This window comes from Saccharicrinis carchari, assembly GCF_900182605.1.
In the GTDB taxonomy this organism is placed as follows: Bacteria; Bacteroidota; Bacteroidia; order Bacteroidales; family Marinilabiliaceae; genus Saccharicrinis; species Saccharicrinis carchari.
In genome coordinates, this window is sequence record NZ_FXTB01000005.1 from 188,177 (window position 1) to 207,777 (window position 19,601).

Annotated in this window: 23 protein-coding genes and 1 pseudogene; 7 read left to right on the forward strand and 17 right to left on the reverse strand. The window is 37.5% G+C overall.

Annotated elements, in window-relative coordinates:
• The first annotated feature begins 127 nt into the window (after window positions 1–127).
• Window positions 128–1,138, forward strand: coding sequence for an NAD-dependent epimerase/dehydratase family protein (locus FN809_RS11175; protein ID WP_142533603.1), 1,011 nt, complete (start codon window positions 128–130; stop codon window positions 1,136–1,138).
• A gap of 42 nt (window positions 1,139–1,180) precedes the next feature.
• Here the strand turns inward: FN809_RS11175 and FN809_RS11180 are convergent, their stop codons facing one another.
• The 4 genes from FN809_RS11180 to FN809_RS11195 form a co-directional block, all read right to left on the reverse strand.
• On the reverse strand, window positions 1,181–1,759 hold the full coding sequence (locus FN809_RS11180) for a DUF502 domain-containing protein (protein ID WP_142533604.1): 579 nt from the start codon (window positions 1,757–1,759) through the stop codon (window positions 1,181–1,183).
• Between the two features lie 56 nt (window positions 1,760–1,815).
• Entirely contained in the window at window positions 1,816–2,169 is a 354-nt protein-coding gene (locus FN809_RS11185) for an MmcQ/YjbR family DNA-binding protein (protein WP_142533605.1), read from the reverse strand.
• A gap of 66 nt (window positions 2,170–2,235) precedes the next feature.
• Complete coding sequence (locus FN809_RS11190; protein WP_142533606.1) at window positions 2,236–2,601, reverse strand: YraN family protein; 366 nt, start codon at window positions 2,599–2,601, stop codon at window positions 2,236–2,238.
• Between the two features lie 94 nt (window positions 2,602–2,695).
• A complete protein-coding gene (locus FN809_RS11195; protein ID WP_142533607.1) occupies window positions 2,696–3,460 on the reverse strand; it encodes a sulfite exporter TauE/SafE family protein in 765 nt (254 codons plus the stop codon).
• Between the two features lie 213 nt (window positions 3,461–3,673).
• Here FN809_RS11195 and FN809_RS11200 point away from each other — a divergent pair, with 213 nt between their 5' ends.
• On the forward strand, window positions 3,674–4,057 hold the full coding sequence (locus FN809_RS11200) for a hypothetical protein (protein WP_142533608.1): 384 nt from the start codon (window positions 3,674–3,676) through the stop codon (window positions 4,055–4,057).
• Between the two features lie 103 nt (window positions 4,058–4,160).
• Here the strand turns inward: FN809_RS11200 and FN809_RS11205 are convergent, their stop codons facing one another.
• From FN809_RS11205 to FN809_RS11220, 4 genes are all read right to left on the reverse strand, one after another.
• Window positions 4,161–4,592, reverse strand: coding sequence for a DoxX family protein (locus FN809_RS11205; protein ID WP_142533609.1), 432 nt, complete (start codon window positions 4,590–4,592; stop codon window positions 4,161–4,163).
• A 19-nt stretch (window positions 4,593–4,611) separates the two neighbouring features.
• Entirely contained in the window at window positions 4,612–5,385 is a 774-nt protein-coding gene (locus tag FN809_RS11210) for a copper resistance protein NlpE N-terminal domain-containing protein (RefSeq protein WP_142533610.1), read from the reverse strand.
• Between the two features lie 221 nt (window positions 5,386–5,606).
• Window positions 5,607–6,614: a TQO small subunit DoxD gene (locus FN809_RS11215; RefSeq protein WP_142533611.1), complete on the reverse strand. Its 1,008-nt coding sequence runs from the start codon at window positions 6,612–6,614 to the stop codon at window positions 5,607–5,609.
• A gap of 77 nt (window positions 6,615–6,691) precedes the next feature.
• Entirely contained in the window at window positions 6,692–7,072 is a 381-nt protein-coding gene (locus tag FN809_RS11220) for a hypothetical protein (RefSeq protein ID WP_142533612.1), read from the reverse strand.
• A 167-nt stretch (window positions 7,073–7,239) separates the two neighbouring features.
• Between FN809_RS11220 and ilvA the strand changes: the two genes are divergently transcribed.
• From ilvA to FN809_RS18085, 4 genes and pseudogenes are all read left to right on the forward strand, one after another.
• Window positions 7,240–8,499, forward strand: coding sequence for a threonine ammonia-lyase IlvA (gene ilvA / locus FN809_RS11225; protein WP_142533613.1), 1,260 nt, complete (start codon window positions 7,240–7,242; stop codon window positions 8,497–8,499).
• Window positions 8,500–8,689: 190 nt separating this feature from the next.
• Window positions 8,690–9,094 (forward strand): thiol-disulfide oxidoreductase DCC family protein, encoded by a 405-nt coding sequence (locus FN809_RS11230; RefSeq protein ID WP_142533614.1) that lies wholly within the window; start codon window positions 8,690–8,692, stop codon window positions 9,092–9,094.
• 781 nt (window positions 9,095–9,875) lie between these two features.
• Window positions 9,876–10,160: pseudogene (locus tag FN809_RS18210) on the forward strand (helix-turn-helix transcriptional regulator); the annotation flags it as partial.
• Between the two features lie 113 nt (window positions 10,161–10,273).
• Window positions 10,274–10,399, forward strand: coding sequence for a hypothetical protein (locus tag FN809_RS18085; protein WP_262709424.1), 126 nt, complete (start codon window positions 10,274–10,276; stop codon window positions 10,397–10,399).
• Window positions 10,400–10,729: 330 nt separating this feature from the next.
• Here the strand turns inward: FN809_RS18085 and FN809_RS11245 are convergent, their stop codons facing one another.
• The 3 genes from FN809_RS11245 to FN809_RS18220 form a co-directional block, all read right to left on the reverse strand.
• The gene (locus tag FN809_RS11245; RefSeq protein ID WP_142533615.1) at window positions 10,730–11,722 is read right to left on the reverse strand and encodes a virulence RhuM family protein; all 993 of its coding nucleotides are present in this window, start codon (window positions 11,720–11,722) and stop codon (window positions 10,730–10,732) included.
• Window positions 11,723–12,134: 412 nt separating this feature from the next.
• Complete coding sequence (locus tag FN809_RS18215; RefSeq protein ID WP_394348165.1) at window positions 12,135–12,392, reverse strand: CPBP family glutamic-type intramembrane protease; 258 nt, start codon at window positions 12,390–12,392, stop codon at window positions 12,135–12,137.
• A gap of 114 nt (window positions 12,393–12,506) precedes the next feature.
• Window positions 12,507–12,896: a CPBP family intramembrane glutamic endopeptidase gene (locus tag FN809_RS18220; RefSeq protein WP_394348166.1), complete on the reverse strand. Its 390-nt coding sequence runs from the start codon at window positions 12,894–12,896 to the stop codon at window positions 12,507–12,509.
• Between FN809_RS18220 and FN809_RS18015 the strand changes: the two genes are divergently transcribed.
• Window positions 12,856–13,056 carry a hypothetical protein gene (locus FN809_RS18015; RefSeq protein ID WP_246095586.1) on the forward strand — a complete coding sequence of 67 codons (201 nt, stop codon included), beginning with the start codon at window positions 12,856–12,858 and terminating at the stop codon, window positions 13,054–13,056. The genes FN809_RS18220 and FN809_RS18015 overlap by 41 nt on opposite strands.
• Window positions 13,057–13,403: 347 nt before the next feature.
• Here the strand turns inward: FN809_RS18015 and FN809_RS11255 are convergent, their stop codons facing one another.
• The 6 genes from FN809_RS11255 to FN809_RS11280 all read right to left on the reverse strand — a co-directional run bounded on the left by FN809_RS11255 (window position 13,404) and on the right by FN809_RS11280 (window position 19,559).
• Window positions 13,404–14,795 (reverse strand): pepsin/retropepsin-like aspartic protease family protein, encoded by a 1,392-nt coding sequence (locus tag FN809_RS11255; protein ID WP_142533617.1) that lies wholly within the window; start codon window positions 14,793–14,795, stop codon window positions 13,404–13,406.
• Between the two features lie 47 nt (window positions 14,796–14,842).
• Window positions 14,843–16,321, reverse strand: coding sequence for a pepsin/retropepsin-like aspartic protease family protein (locus tag FN809_RS11260; RefSeq protein ID WP_142533618.1), 1,479 nt, complete (start codon window positions 16,319–16,321; stop codon window positions 14,843–14,845).
• A 201-nt stretch (window positions 16,322–16,522) separates the two neighbouring features.
• Entirely contained in the window at window positions 16,523–17,275 is a 753-nt protein-coding gene (locus FN809_RS18225) for a CPBP family intramembrane glutamic endopeptidase (protein WP_142533619.1), read from the reverse strand.
• A gap of 60 nt (window positions 17,276–17,335) precedes the next feature.
• Entirely contained in the window at window positions 17,336–18,076 is a 741-nt protein-coding gene (locus FN809_RS11270; RefSeq protein ID WP_185957543.1) for a CPBP family intramembrane glutamic endopeptidase, read from the reverse strand.
• A gap of 11 nt (window positions 18,077–18,087) precedes the next feature.
• A complete protein-coding gene (locus tag FN809_RS11275) occupies window positions 18,088–18,867 on the reverse strand; it encodes a galactosyltransferase-related protein (protein ID WP_142533621.1) in 780 nt (259 codons plus the stop codon).
• Window positions 18,858–19,559, reverse strand: coding sequence for a lanthionine synthetase LanC family protein (locus FN809_RS11280; RefSeq protein ID WP_142533622.1), 702 nt, complete (start codon window positions 19,557–19,559; stop codon window positions 18,858–18,860). The genes FN809_RS11275 and FN809_RS11280 overlap by 10 nt, the downstream gene beginning before the upstream one ends.
• Window positions 19,560–19,601 lie beyond the last annotated feature (42 nt).

Below are 19,601 nucleotides of genomic sequence, written 5' to 3' on the forward strand. Positions count from 1 at the left end.
GAAAGCTTTAATTTTAATGCCTTTTAGTTTTAAAAAGTAATCGATAGTGTTACGGGTAAATTAGGTGCTGTAAAACCATAGCCCGAACCCCAAATAAAATATAAAACTTAACCGGTAAAGTATAAATATGATTTTAGTTACAGGAGGTACGGGCTTGGTGGGCGCTCATTTATTGTATCACCTTCTTTTGAGTGGTTCAAAAGTCCGGGCTTTAAAACGCAGCTCTTCCAACATTAACAAAACGCGTTTTGTATTTGAGTTTTATGGTGACGAGACCCTCCATTTGTTTGAAGAGATAGAATGGATAGAAGGCGATTTGCTTGACTACGAATCGCTGGAGCTGGCACTTGCCGACGCTAAAACGGTATATCATACCGGAGCTTTGGTTTCGTTTAACCCATCACTCAGGAATCATATGATGGAGGTAAACGAAGAGGGAACGGCCAATTTGGTGAATGCATGCGTTGAGAAGGGGGTGGAGAAGTTTTGCTACGTAAGTTCTATTGCTACATTGGGAAACTCTAAAAACGGTGAAACGATAGATGAGTTTTCGTATTGGCAAGGGGGGAAAAATCACTCGGCATACAGCCTGAGTAAATTTAGGGCAGAGATGCAGGTATGGCGTGCCACCAAAGAAGGGCTGAACGCAATAGTAGTAAACCCATCGGTAATTCTGGGGCCGGGAAACTGGAAACAGGGAAGTTTAAAAATAATAGATACGGTTTATAAAGGTTTGCTGTTTTACACCTCGGGCGGAACTGGCTTTGTAGATGTTAGGGATGTGGTTAGTGCCATGATAAAACTGACCAAAAGCAATGCAGTTAATGAGCGTTTTATACTAAATGGAGCTAACCTTTCATTTAAATCGTTATTTGCACAAATAGCTCAATCGCTACAAGTACGACCCCCTAAATTTCGCGCAGGTGCACAACTTGTTGGGATAGCCTGGCGATACGAATGGCTAAAAAACTTTCTGTTTGGCACTGAACCGCTTATTACCAAAGATTCCGCCAGATCATCCTTAAAAAGGACGGTCTTTTCGGGGGCTTTGATTTCAAAAACCATTGACTTTGATTATACACCGATAGAAAAAACAATTAAAGATACGACGCAATATTATTTGAACACCAAGCAGTAATCGATTAACTTACCAAAATATTTTTGTGTGTCATTGATGTTTTTATATCTCAGATACCCCCCCGGAAACAATATATTTCATCACATCAGCCGAATTGGCTTTTAAGGGTATAATTTGCTTCTTAGGCACAGCATACATTTCGCCCAACATACCGTAGGAGCTGGGCAAATAAACACCTACCATATCGTCCAAGCCTAAATTGCTGAGGTTGTTGCTGGTGATAAACCCAAATCGATGCAGTAATCCGGCCTCATCGAGCTTAACAATTACCGGCTGGTTAAACTTTTTTTCACCTCCCACAAAGGCCGAAAGTAAATCCTTTACCGACGTATATATCATTTTAACCAAGGGCGCCTTTTTCATGGTTTTATCGTAAGCCAACGAAATAGGCGAAGAAATCATCCGTTGGCCAACATACCCTATTAAAGTAACCAGCATTAGTATCAGTATCAATCCTAAGCCGGGGAAATTATATTTAGATAGAAAACCCTCTTGAAAAAACGCACGATCGCGGAGCAGGCTATCTATCCATACAATGGAAACCACAATTATATAAACGGTAACAGCCAATGGTGCTATGTAAAGCAGCCCCTGTAAAAAATAACGGATTAATCGCCTCATTTATTTAAATTTAGTAATGAATAAACACAAACAGTATTACCAAAACAAGCTCATGCTTAGCATAAGGCCAGCTTTTCCTTTTGTTTTTTTGTGAGTTTTGATACCACCAAATCATAGGAGTGATCTATCATTTGCATTACAAAGTCCGGTTTTAGGCTACCGTCCATTTGTACCGTGTTCCAATGTACCTTACTCATATGGTATCCCGGTTGGATGGATTCATACTGTTCCCTGAGTTGGATGGCTTTTTCCGGGTCGCACTTTAAGTTAATAGACAGATCACCCTCTAAATTGGTGAGGGCAAACATTTTTCCCATCACTTTAAAAACAAGGGTAACCTGGTCGAAGGGAAGTGCTTCACTGGTGCCTTTTTTTAACAGACAATAATTACGTATTTCTTCTATATTCATAATTAATGGGGAAGATTTTTTTTATAAAAGTACTTTTTTTGAGATGTTAATAATAATTTTTTACGACTAATTGACCGGAGGATAAAAGGCTTCAGTAATATGCTCTATTTTCCAATCGTTATTTTCCGGGGTAAGGGCAATCACATCGAACCTCACTTCTAAATCAATATTGTTTTGCATAATATAGGCTTCGGTGGCATCTACCAAAAAACGTATTTTCGCGTTAGTGATAGATTCTTCGGGCAATTCCCAATCGTCGTTGGTTCGGGTTTTAATTTCTACGATAACCAACAAATCTTCTTTTTGGGCAATCAAATCAATCTCCTTGTGCTTATAATACCAGTTCTGTTCTAAAATCTTGTAGCCTATGCCGGCCATATATTTAACGGCAACCCGTTCTCCCTGCTTACCTAGTTCGTTATGTTCTGCCATGGTTTAATTTTTCGTTAAGCTTAAAATACGATATTATTTTTTATCGCACAATACGCTTTCAAAAGGGCTGTTTTATGTTAATATAGGATGATTTTTATTTCAAAAGCAATACTATAGCGGATAAAGCAATTACACCTATCACAAAAATTCGATAGGCTTTTTCGGGGATGTACTGTACAATTTTTTTACCGGCAAAGGCTCCCGCTAACAAAATGGGGAGCATAACAAAGTTTAACTGTAAGGTACTGGTGGATATCGATTGCCAATAAAAAAAATGAATAGGTAGCTTTATGGTGTTAAGGATAAGATAAAAATAGGCTCCGGTACCTATAAAAACATTTTTGGGTAAGCGCATGCTCATTAAATACAGATTGAAAATAGGCCCTGCCGCATTCCCTATCATGGTGGCAAAACCACCGGAAAAACCCAAGGAATGGGTAAACCATTTATTATTTGTAAGCGCTGTTTTTTGTCCCGATATATCGCGGTAAACAATAATGGCAAGGCATACCAAAATAGATACGGCAATACTTGTTCTGAATTGTTGATCGTTGATGTACTTACCTATCAGCATAGCTATTACCAAACCAACCATAGTCCATGGAAACAGGCGTTTAATGTGGCTCCACTGCGCATTTCGGCGATAATAAATTAATGCAAAGGCATCGCCAAAAATTAAAAAAGGTAATAAAATGCCAACTGAGGACATGCCACCGTAAAGTATTGCCAATATGGGGATATTGATCATGGCAAATCCTTTTAGCCCGGATTTACTCAAACCGGTAATTAAGGCACATAGTGCTGTAATAAACCAGGTATTCCAGTCGGTTTGTAAAGGATTTACAAAGGATGATATCATGTGTACAAAGGAAGCCAATTATTTTAAACCCGGGAAATTATTTACTATCGGATGTTGTTAGCCGGGTGGGGCTGTTATTTTAACCGCTTGCTTTTGGCATTTAAAATGCGGAGTGTCTATCCGTTCCTAATTGTGTGAGGGGAGGAAGTGATTTTGACGTCTATATAGATACTGGATTACTAAGCACATTATTTTTATTAAATTTTATTTGTTATGAAAGGTTTATTATCAGGGTTAGTATTGCTGATGGTCCTCGTTACCATTCCGCTGCAGGCACAAAATCAACGGGGACAGCGCAACACAGGCACTCCCGAAGAAATGGCCGCAAAGCAGACCGAGCGCATGAAACAAAACTTAGGGCTGAGCCTGGAGCAAACAACAAAGGTGGAAGCGATTAACCTTAAGTTTGTGAAGAAGCAACGGGAAATTCGAAAAGCCCCGGGACAGGACAGAACCGCCATGCGCGAGGCTATGGCCCAAGTACGAAAAGATCGTCAGTTGGAACTAAAATCCGTATTGAGCGCAGATCAATTTAAAAAAATGATCGACTGGGAAAAGGAAATGATTCAACGAAGAGGTAAAGGCCAAAGAAAGTAGAATTTGCGGAAAGATTTGCTTTGGTAATTTTTGATGCTTTGTATGTATTTCAATTTTAAAGCCCCGTCAGGATTTGACAGGGCTTTAAAATTGAAATAATGGATTATCCGATTTTTTTGGATATCCAATTGTCAACCGAATATTTACCGGCACCTACAATGATAATGGCAAGATAAATAGTAGCATAAAGCAAGGGTAACTCTTGCCGCGCGAAAGGATCTTGTGCATGAAATACAAATGCCGCAACCAACATGGTAATAAGCAAGGGGATGGCCGACAGGCGGGTGGCAATACCCAGCATTAATAATATGGAGCAAAAGAATTCGGCAAAAACCGTTAGTGCCAAAGAGGCTGTAACGCCTATCCCTATGGGGTCGGCAAATTGAATAGGCTCGTCGCCCAGTAGCAATAAAAATTTACTGTAACCGTGGGTGAGCATTAAAAGGCCAACAGAAATTCTTAGCAATAGCAAAGCAACTGAAATTGCAATGGGATAGCCAGCCGTGTATAAAATTTTATGAAGTAATCGAGTCATATTTTTTGGTTTGCAATTTTCAATTCTTGACAAGCTCAAACTTGGCTAACGGAGCCATTCTGGCTTTGTTCAGTGACAAGGTAGTTTCTGTTACACTTAAGTTGTCGGCCGTGCTAATGGCATCGATAAATTCGCGTTCCATACCATCGTCTTCCGGGCAGGATATCAGGGTAGCGGCGCCGGGTGAAGTGATTAATTGAAACTGATGACGAATGGTGTAATCAAAAAGTAAATTGTTGCAATTGGCCTTAGCTTCAATTCTATTTTCTTTGGAATGAAAAATAATATAATGCGTTTCGGCACTTCCCTCAACAGCTTTACCGTTTAGCTCCTTGAGCTCCCATCGTTTGTTTTCGACATTTAAATTACCATTTTTAGTTAAAACGTAATGCGAAGCCAATTCTCCTTCTATGGCCTTGCCCTGCCTATCTAATTGACGCACCTGGTTTTCCTCCACTTTAAAAATCACAGGCGAACTATCTTTGTCTGCTTCTTCCAATTCAATATTGTTGCCCTTCCAGCTAAATTTACCTTCCAGGGTATATTCTGATTCGTCTTCCTCTAAGTATAGGCGGGTTAAAACATAATTTAAATCAGCTGTTAAGGTCAGTTCCGTTTCAATACCGGGGCACGAAGCACAGGGGGTAACTCCATAATAGGTTCCTTCCCAGTCAAGAGCGTTTTGCGCGCTGTGTGTATCAACAGTTGTTTTTTTGTCGGTTTTTTTTGTTCTGTTACACGAGGTAAGCAAAACAGCCGTCACCGTGGCCACTACAAATAATAATTTTTTCATAATATGTTTTTTCGTAAAAATGATTTTTCTATATGGATTATCCACTGCACAAAATTAAATATATGGCGTTCAACCACCACTCAAATTTTGCGTGTATCGGGTACAAAAGTAAGCATCTGTAGCCAAATAAAACAATAGTTTAAAAAAACCTCCCTAACAGAAATTTTCATTTAATAAAACTTCCTGAGGGAGGTTGTAAGCGTAAAATAAAGAAATAGAGATTATCTGACAATTTGATGCACCCAACTTGCCCCGCTAATATCGGTTATTTTTAAACGGTACTTACCTTTGGGCAGCTTAGTGACCGATGGGTGCTGGATGCTAATTTTAGCTTTGGCGCCCAGTGGCACCACCAGGCTATGCTTGCCGGGTTTTACCTTTGCCACATAATAATTTTCTACCTGCATCCATTTTAGTGATGCCAGCTCATCCTGCGAAAGGTTGAATACGTTATTATTCTGCCCGTCGTTTAATTCCATGCCGATTATCCAGGCGCCATAAACATCTACTCCTTCGGTTCTGAATACATCAAAAGAAATTTGGTTGCCCATAAATTGTCCCTCGCTAATTTCTAACTTAGGTTTTACCGATTTGTTGTGCAGTGTACCCCACAGCCCACCATGAAATACCTGGTTGGTAAATAGAGTCATTGCGAGGATGAAAAGCGAGCCTGCCAAAACAATCTTAGGAAAAATACGATCTTTTATGGGCAAAGTGCCCGATCCTATCCATGGGAACCATTTTTTTTGGCTTATCCAATGCTTTTTTTGCATCAGGTAATTATCTATTGAGTACATACCGCTTCCTGATAGAAACAACATAAAGCCGGATGCGATACCCAAAACACCAATCTGCCACTCATCCAGGCAGGTGGTGCCTATCCAGCCCGAGCCCAGCAATATACCCATTGCTAAACCAAATATACCTACACTCATCAATCGGGTAAAAAAACCCAACATAATAAAAAGTCCTACAATGCCCTCTACTATGGTAAATATTACCATAGCCCACCACAAAGTATCGGGGTTTTCTACTAAATACTGAATAATGGGTTTTATACCCAAAGCATTGGGTAGGAAGTGATTGAATTTTTCACCGATATAGCCACCTACTTCGGGATCTAATTTATTAGCTAAAATTGTTCTGCGAAAGAAAGCGGAAAAATACGTCCAGCCAATAACCAGACGCACCGCAAGGGCCAGAAGCCCTGAGTCATTTTTTATTTTCATCTTACTGTGTGTTAATCGTTAAAAATCACCTCATTTTCAGGGGTATTAGCTTACTCTGTTTCAATCAAAAGAATTGATTACAGATAAACCTTGAAATTTTGATATAAGATGTAATAAGGAATGGGTGGTGTAAGTCTGTTTCCTACGTAATTTTTGGCGAATGCCAGCTTATCCGATTCAACAAAACAAAGAGAAGATGGTATTAAAGTAGGGGTAGCCTCTAATTTTATTTTGGTGGAAATTTTGGAAGACCTATTTGAAAACTTTTCGCGCTCAAAAGCAGTGCAAGAAGCCTTAATTAAACTGGTCTTGCTTGGGTTGAGTACCTCGGTTTGTTTAAGGCTCAAGGAGGCCTGCACGGCATTGCGCACATTACAGGGCACAAGTATAAACAGTAATATAAGGATGCCAACACCCAAATATACCATGCCTTTATCTGTATTTTCATTCCGCCTCATGCAACAAACATAAGGTTTTATCTCCACGTTTGCCACTATACATTAGTAAGGCTTGTTGTAATTTGTTAATTTATTTTAAAAAATGCCGATACTTATATCGGTTTAAAATGGTCGCTTCATAAATACAATTAAACTCATTTTATCCTACCTTTGCAAAAAATATAAATATGGGTAGAAAATCCACATACTTTCCACAGATTAAAGATATAATAGCAGCATCGGATCGGCTAAAGGGTGTGATAAAACGAACAGCATTAGAACTTAACCCTACCTACTCCGAAAAATATGAAGCCAACGTTTATTTTAAACGCGAGGATCAGCAGGTGGTGCGCTCCTACAAAATACGGGGTGCCTATAACAAAATGGCCTCCATGCCCCTACAGGATATCAAATGCGGCGTTGTTTGTGCCAGTGCCGGCAACCATGCCCAGGGTGTAGCCATGTCGTGTTTTATTTTAAAGGTGAAGGGCATCATTTTTATGCCAACCACCACCCCGTCGCAAAAGATAAAAAGAGTAAAAACATTGGGCAAAGAGTGGGTTGAAGTAATGCTGGTGGGCGATACCTTCGATGATGCCAACAGTAATGCTTTGGAATACAGCAGGCAAAATCAGTTGTCCTTTATTCCGCCCTTCGACGACAAGAAAGTGATTGAAGGTCAAGGCACTATTGGTATCGAGATTATGGAGGATTTGCCCGAAGTAGATTTTGTGTTTATACCCATTGGTGGTGGTGGGCTAACAGCAGGATTAAGCACCTACATTAAACAAGTTTCGCCAAAAGTAAAACTGATAGGCGTTGAGCCCGAAGGAGCGGCAGCCATGAAAAAATCCATGGAAACAGGTGAGGTTTTTGCTCTGCACGAAATTGACAATTTTGTGGATGGAGCGGCCGTGCGGCGACCGGGTGAATACACTTTTCCGCTATGCCAAAAATATCTCGACGATATAACAACAGTACCCGAGGGTAAAGTGTGCACCAAAATATTGGAACTTTATAACAACGAAGCCATTGTTGCTGAGCCGGCCGGTGTTTTGTCCGTTGCCGCGTTGGAGCAATACAAAGAACAGATAAAAGGTAAAAACGTGGTGTGTATCATCAGTGGTGGCAACAACGATATTACCCGCACGGAAGAAATTAAAGAACGGTCCTTGTTGTACGAAGGTTTAAAGCATTATTTTATCGTTCGATTCCCGCAACGTGCCGGAGCACTAAAAGATTTTGTGAACGACATTCTGGGACCTAACGACAGCATCGTTCATTTTGAGTATTCAAAAAAGATTAACCGTGAAAAAGGCCCCGCACTCGTGGGCATAGAACTAAAAGATCCCGCCGACTTTGAACCACTAATGGAAAGAATGAAAGCCCGTAACTTTTATGGGGAGTACCTCAATAAAAACTTTAACTTATTTGAGTATTTAATTTGACGTTGAATACCAGTAGTTACCGGGAGTAGCAATAATTCCTGAATCAAGGTTCGGCCTGCTGAGTTAAATATTCAGTATCAGGATGGGCAGCCAATAATTTGGGCTAAATAGGCTGAGGCTATTGATATTCTGTTACGCTTTTTTCAACTGTTTTACCTCTAAATCCGTTATACAGCAAAAGAGAAGTGTAATGAATAATAAAAATAATGAGCCGATATTATTATACGACGGAGAATGCGGCCTGTGCAGTTTTGCCGTCCAGTTTATTCTGCGCTACGAAAAGGATAAACGCTTAAAGTTCGCCACGCTGCAATCGGATTGGGCCAAAGGTATCTTGCAGAATTCAGCGGATGCACCACCAAATCTCGATTCGGTGGTGCTACTGCAAAATAATAGCATTTATATTAAAAGCAGGGCCTTAACCCGCTTAACGCCCTACTTAAAATTTCCCTTCAACCTACTGGCCATATTTAAAATAATCCCCCCTTTTGTTGCCGATCCGCTTTACGATTGGGTGGCCCGTAACAGGCAACGTTTTTTTAAACCGCGATGCGTTATTATCAGTAAGGAGCAGGAAGGTAGGTTTGTGGGGTGAGGAGCTCCTACTCCTGCTCCTATCCCAATCCCGATTTTCGCAATCAAAGCCAATGCTACCCAGAATATTTCTCCTGTAGGGTCAGTATAAACCAACGGATTATTCAAACCATACGCATACCTGTTGTAATTCACCAATTGCCTGGCGATTGCAACCGGGGGTCGGGACTTAGGGAGCTACTTATAGCGGGATCATATACACGTCCGCTCATGTTAATTAGTGCAAACCCATCCAAATGCTAAGGCGGGGCAGGCTGTGCAGGGTATAACCCCGGCTAGCGAACCACGATGTCCGTGTGTCGGCCAATGACCAGTCGACGGGGTTACGCCGGTTTCACTCCCGAATTCTATGGCGGGATTTCCGTTAGAGCCGGACAAGAGTTCAACCAACCCAACTGCCTACGTAAACTTGTCAATTGGGGGTTTCTCTGAACACGGGTCATAGGCATATTTTTAAGCTTGGTTCTTTTTCTTCATGGAAAGGGCATTTGAGCATCCCGTTTCGGTTGGCTTGTAAACCGTAGTGTTTTAGAACTGTTTCTATTTTCAGCCTCTGTTTTATCTCGCTTATTTCCATGATGAAAAAAGTTTTAAAAATTTCACACTTGTGTATTATAGGACACAAAACAATAAAATAACACCCTTGCAGCAAGCAATTATATTGTTTAATTTTGTATTACCTTATCTTTGTAAAATCAATGTATTATCGTACAGAATAAGGTTTGATTATGCTTAAAATAGGTGATAAAATTGCACAGCTCTGAAAAGGCAAAAATTGGTCGCAGTCCGATTTAGCTAAAGCAACCGAAGCTTCGCGAGAAGCTATCGGCAAGTTTGAGCGTAGCGAAGTTGTTCCTTCTGTAGAAGTAGCAAAAAGAATTGCGGATATTTTTGACGTTACACTTGATTATCTCGTAAATGATAAAACAAAGCCCTCTATTGATAAGCAGACAGTACAAAAGCTTATGGATATTGAGACCTTAAAAGATACAGATAAAGGTCATTTATTTGCCTTAATTGATGCTTACCTGAGAGACGCTAAAACAAGATTGGCTTACGGTTCTTAAAATGTAAAATTATGGAAGCTGCAAATTTAAACATAAACTTACCCCTTAATTTCAACCAGGTTGTTGACCTTGTAAAGCAATAGCCTTATAAAGAAAAACTTAAATTAAGCGAAGTGTTAAAAAAAGAGACAAAGCAAAAACCGGAGTACAATAACATATTGACCCATCTTGCAAGTGAAAAAGTGTTAGCCAAAGACTGGCTGTTACCTGAAGAAGATGAAGCATGGAAAGATTTGTAAAAGCCCCGGTTATTGCCCCATTGGAAAACTTGCCGCCTAGCGTTGCCAGTTATATCTTCCCTTGAAGCTTGGGAGAGCGTACTGGCAGCACAATCACTATTTAATAAAAAACATCCCTTTATAACATTCTTTACCAGTCACAAATGTTTTGCCCTCCATTAATTTAGGCTTAAATACATAATTAGTATAGTACTTTTCGTTTGGTACAAGAATAGTAGCCGTCTGCGGGCTGCAAATTTTTCAAGTCACAGAAAGGCTAAAGCGGGCTACAACCCTTGAACTTACAACTGTTTCGGCTATTATTTTTGTACATTGTTGGCATTTCGTGCTTTATTCATCGCCTTTCAGCCTTTTAATTTCTTTATCGAAATCAGATTCATAGTTCTTATCTTGAATCATTCTGTATTTGCCGTATTCTTGTTCTGCTTTTAATTTTGCCTCTAAAGCTGAAATCTTTCCTTTGTCTTTAAGAATCGGGAAACTTGATAATTCCAAAAACTGATGCAAGAAATTAATCCATTCTTCCATTGTCGTTGGAATTTGTCTTTCGGCTCTGCTTTCAGCTAAATCGAGATATGCTGAAACAATCCTATTGAGCTCTTTAATATGCTGTTCATTCAAATAGTTCTTAGCAATAGAAACATCAGATTTTAGAATTTTCCCATCAGGTGCATGCTTCCAATTTGATAATCCCATATACAATTTCTTAGCATCTGCTGAAGTGTAAATTATCTCGGCAGCTGTTTTCCCAGTTATTGCCCAATGAAGTTTATTTTGAACTGACGCAAAGAAATCTTTTGTCAAAAAATCAGAATTGTCGTAGTCTAATGAAAGCGCATAGATGTCAGTTATTTTTTGATAAAATCGCCTTTCACTAGCCCGAATTTCACGAATCCTTTCAAGTAACTCATCAAAATAATCTTTTCCGAAATGCTTACCCTGTTTTAAACGTTCATCATCTAATACGAACCCTTTGGTTATAAACTCTTTTAAAACTTTTGTAGCCCAAATCCTGAATTTGGTTGCCTTGCTTGAATTAACTCGATATCCAACCGCAATGATGGTGTCAAGGTTATAAAATGTTGTCTTGTATTTTTTTCCATCCTCGGCAGTATGTTCCATAATGGAACTAACTGAACCTTCAACTAATTCGCCACTCCCAAAGATGTTTTTTAAATGTTTTGTTATTGCAGGTCTCTGAACTCCAAACAACTCGGAAATCTTCTTTTGAGTCATCCAAAAAGTTTCATCGTGATAGAGAACCTCAATTTTTACTTTTCCATCATCTCCTTGGTAAAATATGATTTCAGATTCTTTTGCCATTCATTTTTTTCTTTCAAAAATAACCTTTTTCGCCGAACTTTCTTTTATGTCCTGCGGTTTCTCAGCATGAATGCCAACTTTGAAATAAAAACAAGTATCAAGATTTTTACTAAACATTAATGAATGCAAAGTATCATCCTTTATTATTTCACACCTTAAAAGACTAAAATTTATGATGTTATTTACTTTTGAAAACTCTAGATAATATGAGGTGTCATTACTTAAGTAAACATAATTATAAATTATATGATTATCAGATCCTAATTAATGATTAAGGTGCCAAGAAATACTAATTTTTTTTATTTGTTCATGTTTCTCTAATAATTGATTTAAATCATCATCAGAGTTAGACTTACATGACCACAGTAAACATAGAAAGAAAAATATAATACGATATTGCTTTTTAGTATAATCATTTGAATATGTGCTTTTTAAAGTGGTTATTTTTTAATATGGTCTGTAATCTTTTCAAAGCAAAGAATATAAATATGCAAGACCCGAAAGCGATAAATCCCAAAACTATTATAAAAAAAGGATTGGCTGATACCTGCTCGTGACTTTCTATATATTGCCGCACATGGGGCACTAAAAAGCCTGTGGAATTGGCGAAAGTATGAATCCCAATGCATAACCATAAATTATTGGTTTTATAGTAAATCCATCCTAAAATTTAACAAGAAGCAGTGATAAAGAGCCTGCTAAAAGTATGTAGCCTGCAATAAATATGCAACTTTGCAAAATATTTCTTGGATAACACGTTTTCTTCATTTTCAACAAATTAGTTTTACAAGGAAGATGAATGTTTATTCTTACCCATAAACCTAAGAATGTGTAATACTAATATCACACTGAGCAATACCATTATAACATAAAACAATGAATTTAGCGGGCTCATAGAAAATTCTTGAATCCGGGTAGTTTGCGAATAAAAATTAATCAGCACATGCAGAACAATGGGTGCCCACAGAGATTTTGTTTTATCATAAACCCAACAAAACAGTATTCCATAAACAAACAAAAAACTCAAATCGGAAAAATTAAAATGAACCCCGGCAAAAAGCATACTTGATATAATCACCGATATCCAGAATGAATAATTTTCCTTTAGTAATTTGAAAATTACACCTCTAAAAATGAGTTCTTCCATAATAGGCGCAATAAGTATTTTCCCCATTGAGAAAACAACAAATGACACGGAAAACGATTCCAATCCGGGCAAAAAGACCGTTGCTCTGCGATGGATTAGATTGTCAAAAAACAACCCGGGATGGCTGAATAAAGGAAGAATAAACCAAATAATTATGCTAAAAACAACTAAAAGCATCAAAGTTTGAAAACTTAATGGGCTAAATTTATATCTAAGGTTAAGTGAATGTTTCCGATTAAAATAATATACTACAGGTATATTAGCTAACGACCCCGAGGCCATCAATAACGAAACAAAAGTTGCAGACAGCACTATCCCTAAAATCTGGGGGACAGTTCCAAATAAAAATAGAAATATGGCGGGTGCAATAACACTGAGGGCTGCTACGAATATTACATATATTATTTTCATAAATTGTTATTGTGGATTGATAATTCGCTTTTTGCATTTCCACTAAACGCAGCAAATGTTAAGCTATCGACTTGTTGCTAGCATGGCCTGCCAGGCTTGGCCATGGCAAACAGGTAAATATTTTTATTGTTCAGGTCTTTTTCTGATGTGTAGGTAATATTCTCCAATTTCTGTTTCTTGTCTTTTTATCCAATCAAATAGTGGGGATTCTTTTATTAAAAATGGGTAATTAACAAAAGTATCGGGGAGCTCGATGTTCTTTTGTTTCTTTAATTTTTGCGAAATAACACTATCTTTACCTTTTACCGTTATTACATTATAATCATTTTGAAAATAGAACTCAGCCATTATTTTTCGATAATTAGAGGCAACAAACCTGTAGGAATTGTCTTTTTCGACCCACCTATCATGAAAATAAGATTCGTTTCTTTTATACACCTCATTGTTATTTATTACCAGCACGGTATCGCCAAGGCTAATGCCTGGTTCCAGATTATTGCGTAAATGAGAGATGATAGGTTGTGTATTATAATTGGAAATGCCCACCCCTGATGAATTAATAACGTAATTGATATTCTTGTAATAATCAGTTGTTTTATATTGTTGTTTTTCTCCAAAATAAATTCTTTGGTTTATATAGTCGATGATTACATTGTTAAAACGTTTTAAAAAATCAAGCCCCAATACGTTGTCTTTATTAGAATTGATTTGGATCATTTCATCTTCAAAAGCATGGTTGGCCACCTCGAGACCGGCGATGGAATAATAGACCTGCTTTTCATAAAGAATATCATTTTTTTCAAAAATATTATTCCCTGCATTTTTCCCAAGGACATCCCATTTTTGTAAGTGATGTAGTTTGTTTTTAAGTGCGCTTTGGTCTTTGTTAATCAGTGCAAACCCTGACAGTCCTGTATCTATAATAAAATCAGTTTCAATCCCATTTACTTGAACTGTAATTACAGGACGCTTGTTTTTGAGCCTAAACGGAATGCCCGGAAGTTTTGGTTTAAACCTCTCGATAGAGTCCGTTATTTGAATGTGTTTGTTGGCAAAATCAATTTTCCATATCAAATTTTCCAGAATATCCCCTCCTAATAAACCATCATAATGCCTGATTGGGTAACTTAAGAAATGACAATTGGAAAACTCAATTTCAGAAAGCATAAAATTGTCAATTAAAACTTCTGCTGCTTCAAATGTATTACCGTCAATATCTTCAAAAACACTATTTTTTTTTAAATCATGCGAAGGAATATTTGTATTAATCATTGTTCCATCTGCCCCTGTATCAAACCCGAACGTATATTGTTTGCCGTTAATAATACATTTTGTAAATATTGTTGTCCCTTCCTGATTAAATATGAGTGGAATTGTATCTGTTTTATTGTTTAGTTGAAACGTCATAGCACTTGGTTGCTTTCTCGAGCCAGAGGTGCAAGCAAACAAAATTACAAATGAGAGTGAAATGCAAAGATTTACCCAAAGGTGTTTTGTGGTTTTTAATATTGCCATTGTATATCGCTAATTAATTATGATTAAACTCAATTTTTGTAATATCCTTATTCATCTTCCGGGGGTATATTTGACACCGTTTGTTCTTTACCATTTTTATAGAACGTTACTGTTTGTTCCTTGCCCATTAGGGTTGACCATGGAATGCCCATCCATAAGTTTTTTAAATCAAAGCGTATGGCGGAAAATCCATATTTAAAATCATCTGATGAAAAACCATAGGCTAAAGCTGGGAGTGGACTCATTTGTGTGTCGCGCACAGCGCTGACCGATTCAATTTTTCCGTGTTTTAGAAAATGCAAAATTGCTTTATTTCCACGGCTAAAGGTATTTAGCACCTCTGCTTTCTGCCTGATTGTATCTTCCTCCACATAAAACTTTGTACGGCTATCTGTTTCAATAATTTTATCCATTGTTGCCTCGTTAAAAAGCATATTGTCGATACCAACCAGTGTGTCGCCCGCTTGTATATTTTCATAGGCTTGTCGATATTGTAGGGCATGAATTGTAAAAGGCACCGATTTATTTAGTTGCATCCCCAGCGAGTTGATGCGCTTGTAAAAAAGATTGAGGTATGCAGCAGGCACATCTTTAACCCTTTTCCCGGAAAATTTTACGAAATCAATGTCATCGGGGAATGTAAACCAGATAATGGAAGCCGGGTAATCAATAGTTATGGATGCAAAACGGCGTATGAACACGGTGCCAATAAGATTATAGTTTACGCCGTTATTGTATGCAACAATTGTATGGGCAATCTTTTTATCTCCCAGGCTAAAGTTGGCTAAAACACAGACAACAGAATCTTTTAGCGGATTTGATTTTGTCGAGAATAGTCCGATGCTCCCATCTATCCATATTTGGTTATCGTCTTTAACCTTATCCTCTAAGTGAGCACTCGGAGTACCAATATTAATTTCGCCCGAATAGCCGGAATCGAAAAGGAATGTATCCTTTTTCCCTGCCAAAGTTTCTGCGAAGTAAATGCAATTGTATTGTAAATCAAAAGGGATGCATTCCCCTTCAGGCTCAAACGCTCCTGAACTTTTTGCCAGCATAATCTTTTTCCGAACGTTATCAATCTTTACACAGAAGTTGCGTAATAGGTCACCCCCAATAATGCCATCAGCATTAAAATTCAGTGAATCGAGCATAGCACAGGTCAAATTTTTTATGATTACACCTCCCCATTCAATGTGCTTTACTTTTGTCGTAGGCAACTTTCGTGTAATTCCTTTGGAGTCGGCAGCTGTTGTAGTCGTATTTGCCCCCAACAGGCTGTTGTTGGTTGGGACAATGCTCATGGATGCTCCTGTGTCAATAATCAGACTGAGGGTATCTTCTAAAATAACAGCCTTGGTAATCATGTTTCCACTAATACAATAGTGGAAAGGAATTTCAACAACTTGTTGCTCTTTGGGAAATTCAATGGATAATTCCTGCTCGCTACAACTAAGCAAGCAAAATGTTGAAATTGCTGTAAGGAGAAGAAAGGCTAAGTTTTTTTTGCGTTTTGTGTTTTTCATGTTTTAAACGTATAAGTATGCAGCCGGGCCGCCCCGGCAGAATGTCCCTTGATAGTTCGTTTCGTTTAATAAAACGTATTATGCATTGCCACTATCGCTGCAAATGCCAAGATATGGGGATGTTGCTTGTATGGCCCGCCAGGCAGGACCATGGCAAAATAGCAAATGATTTTTTACCCGTCTGCATCCATCTATATTTTTTTAATTTAAAAAACCCTTTACCCTATGCCAGCCAGTTTTAAAAAACAGGAAACTTAGCATTGTCATTGAAACACCGGCAATTATGTAATATGTTGGCGATTGCAAAAGAGCACTGTTAGCATTGAAGAAATCTTTCCATAAAGTGTTTTCAATCGCAATTATTCCATTGTACAGTACATGGATAAGTATTAACAAGGTGCCATTTTTTAGAATATAATATAACCTTACCAAAACCAATGAAAAGATAAATAAACTGACATGCGCATAAAAACTTCCAAAATGAATTAAGGCAAAATAGATAGATATGATAATGGCTATAATCCAGAAATTTAGTCTATGTTTAAATTTGTTTATAATCAATATTCGGAAACCCATTTCCTCGAAAATGGGCGTTAACAATACAAAGAATATAATTTGATAAGGATTTCTGTTCCAGCCATAAACCGTTGCATTTTCCATATCTATATTATGGATAAATATCATACTTATGTGTAATGCGAATACTATGAGGAGTGCAAGCACTAAATCTTTCCAAGTTGGTATTTTAAAACTTGATTTTAGCCTTAGGTCTTTGTAGAATATCAATAAGAATATGACAAAAGTAACATAAGACCATAGCTGCGGCCATTTAAGCAACGATAAGTCAATATTCCCAACAATATAGACGAGTATCCCTGATAATACTGGATATATCAAAAGTATTAATACCATTAATATGAATGCGTACATTTTTTTCAAAATTTTATCGTTCATGGATTATATTGTTTATGAATCTCTACCCAAGGCTTGTCTTTAAAAGATATATAAAAGCTATCAGGGAGAAACCGAGCGATTAGGCCCTTTGATAATCTTGTAAACGAAAAATAAAAAATAAATGCCGGAAACAGCAAGTATTGGATATGCATAGGCTATGGGTAAATTGAGGATAGAAATAAAAAAATATGTTAGGTTGATTAAAAAATGTGCCGCAATGGAGTAAAGGATGTTATTGGTGTATAGAAAAATAAATCCTAAAAACAACCCGCTAAAAAAGTGTAAAAGAAGCACTCGCCAAATATCTATGTACATGGCATTGTAATGCCAAAAAGCAAAAAGCAAAGCATTGATAAAAAGAGCAAGCATTACATTTATTCCCTTTTTTCTAAGGTAATCGAGCAGCCAGGCTCTAAAAAGTACCTCCTCGCTCCAAGTGGCAATAAACAAAGCACTTATGATTCTCAATATCCCAAATTCCCTTGCCACAAGGTACTGTGGCTCGCCTTCAGTCCATAGATGACCAATTGCAATGCTGATCAACGAATATGCGACACACCAAAAAATAAATGCTATATTAAAACTGTTATCTTTAAAGAGGTTTATATTAATACTGCCTTTTTTGCGGAGGATAACGATGAGGTAAACGACAACTACGATTCGTCCAATATGACTTGCAAAGGCTACCTGCTGAGGCATCAGATTAGTTAATGATAGGAGTAAAACTGTAATGGCTGCTTCTAAAATAAAAGTTACCAATAAAGGGAGTAGTGCAATTGACAGTATTTTAATAATTTTCATAATATTAGATTTTAACTTTTCCATGTCCATGTATCTATATAATCATGCATTTCGGCTGTTTTCATACTACACACTTTTATCAGTTCATTTACATTGTTTTTATCCCTTTCGGTATAACCGCAGGCTGAATTGATACCACGGGGATGGTACAAATGAAACAAGGGCCCTTTGATTCGTGCAATAGGTTCTTGAAGAATTTCCATACGTTTTAAACGTTCAGCATCTTCCGGCCCCCAACCATAAAAATTTTCATTCTCCCCTCCCGCTTGTAAGTAACGATCTTTATTTACGATAAAAGCTCCTCCTACAGAAGGTCGGCCCAAAGCTGTGGGCACATCTGTCGTATTTTCATCTGTTAGGTTTAAAAAGGAGGTCATATTATATCTCACCTGATTACTTTGTTTTGCACCTAAAAACAAAAAACGTCCATCATATGGGTAACAAAGCGTAATTCCATTATTGATGGCATTGATGCCATCTTTTATTTGTTTAGCATTCAAAATAACATCTGTATCCCATATTCCTACTTTATCGGTTTCGGACATTTTCAATAATTTATTTAAATAATGCGTTCTATGAAGTATGGGATTATCGTCATGAATAAAGACATACTTTATCCTGTCTTCTCGTTCTTTAAAAAAATATTGCCGTTTGCTATCCGCTTCCAAAATAATTATAAATGCACTTGTCGTTTCAAGTATTGAGAATAAAACAATATCCAGATTCTCTTTTCGTTCTTTACAATCAATTCTGACGGGTATAACAATAGTCAGTTCAGCAGTTACATCCATGGTTTCAAAACTTTTAATGAATTTATCCCTAATAATTCATAGTTATCAGATATCAGGCAATTGAAATCAATTATTTTCCGTAAGCAGAGGTTTATTAGTTTTTCTACTTTATAATTGAATATGTTTAATTTCTGTAACCTACAAAGCAAGAAATAGGCATCGTTATAATTATGTCTATCTTTTGTATTTAGGAGTGTAGTCTCCATCCAATCAATCCAATAAATCAAGTATTCTTTAAGTTTCAAGGTAGCCATATCATCAGCCTTATCTGGCCTGTGTTTTAGGCGGTAATACAGATAGTAACCAACACCGCAAATGCCTTTTTTTAGGTTGATTGTATCGGTAGGACGTGATTCGATGATGTTTTGTGCCACGAGATCTATTTCTGATAACATTTCATCGTTGTCTGCATCCGCAAACCCTTTACTGATAATATACTCGAATCCGCAAGCGATTCCCAACAACCCATTGTCAAAACAAAACGGCATTTTATAAGAAACTTGTTCGTAAATGGCATCAATCAAATTAAATGCTTCGTTATTATATTTTTCATTTTGCGTTATTCGTGCAGCATGCAACAAATAAATGGCAATGCCCATTTTCCCATTCCAAAGACCAATATCCGAGCAGCATTTCCCTTTTTCTATTAGGCGGTCGGTATATTCGTTTAAAAACATGTATTGCTCTTCCATTTTTTTGATGGTTAAAAATTAATTTATTTGCCGATATAAAAA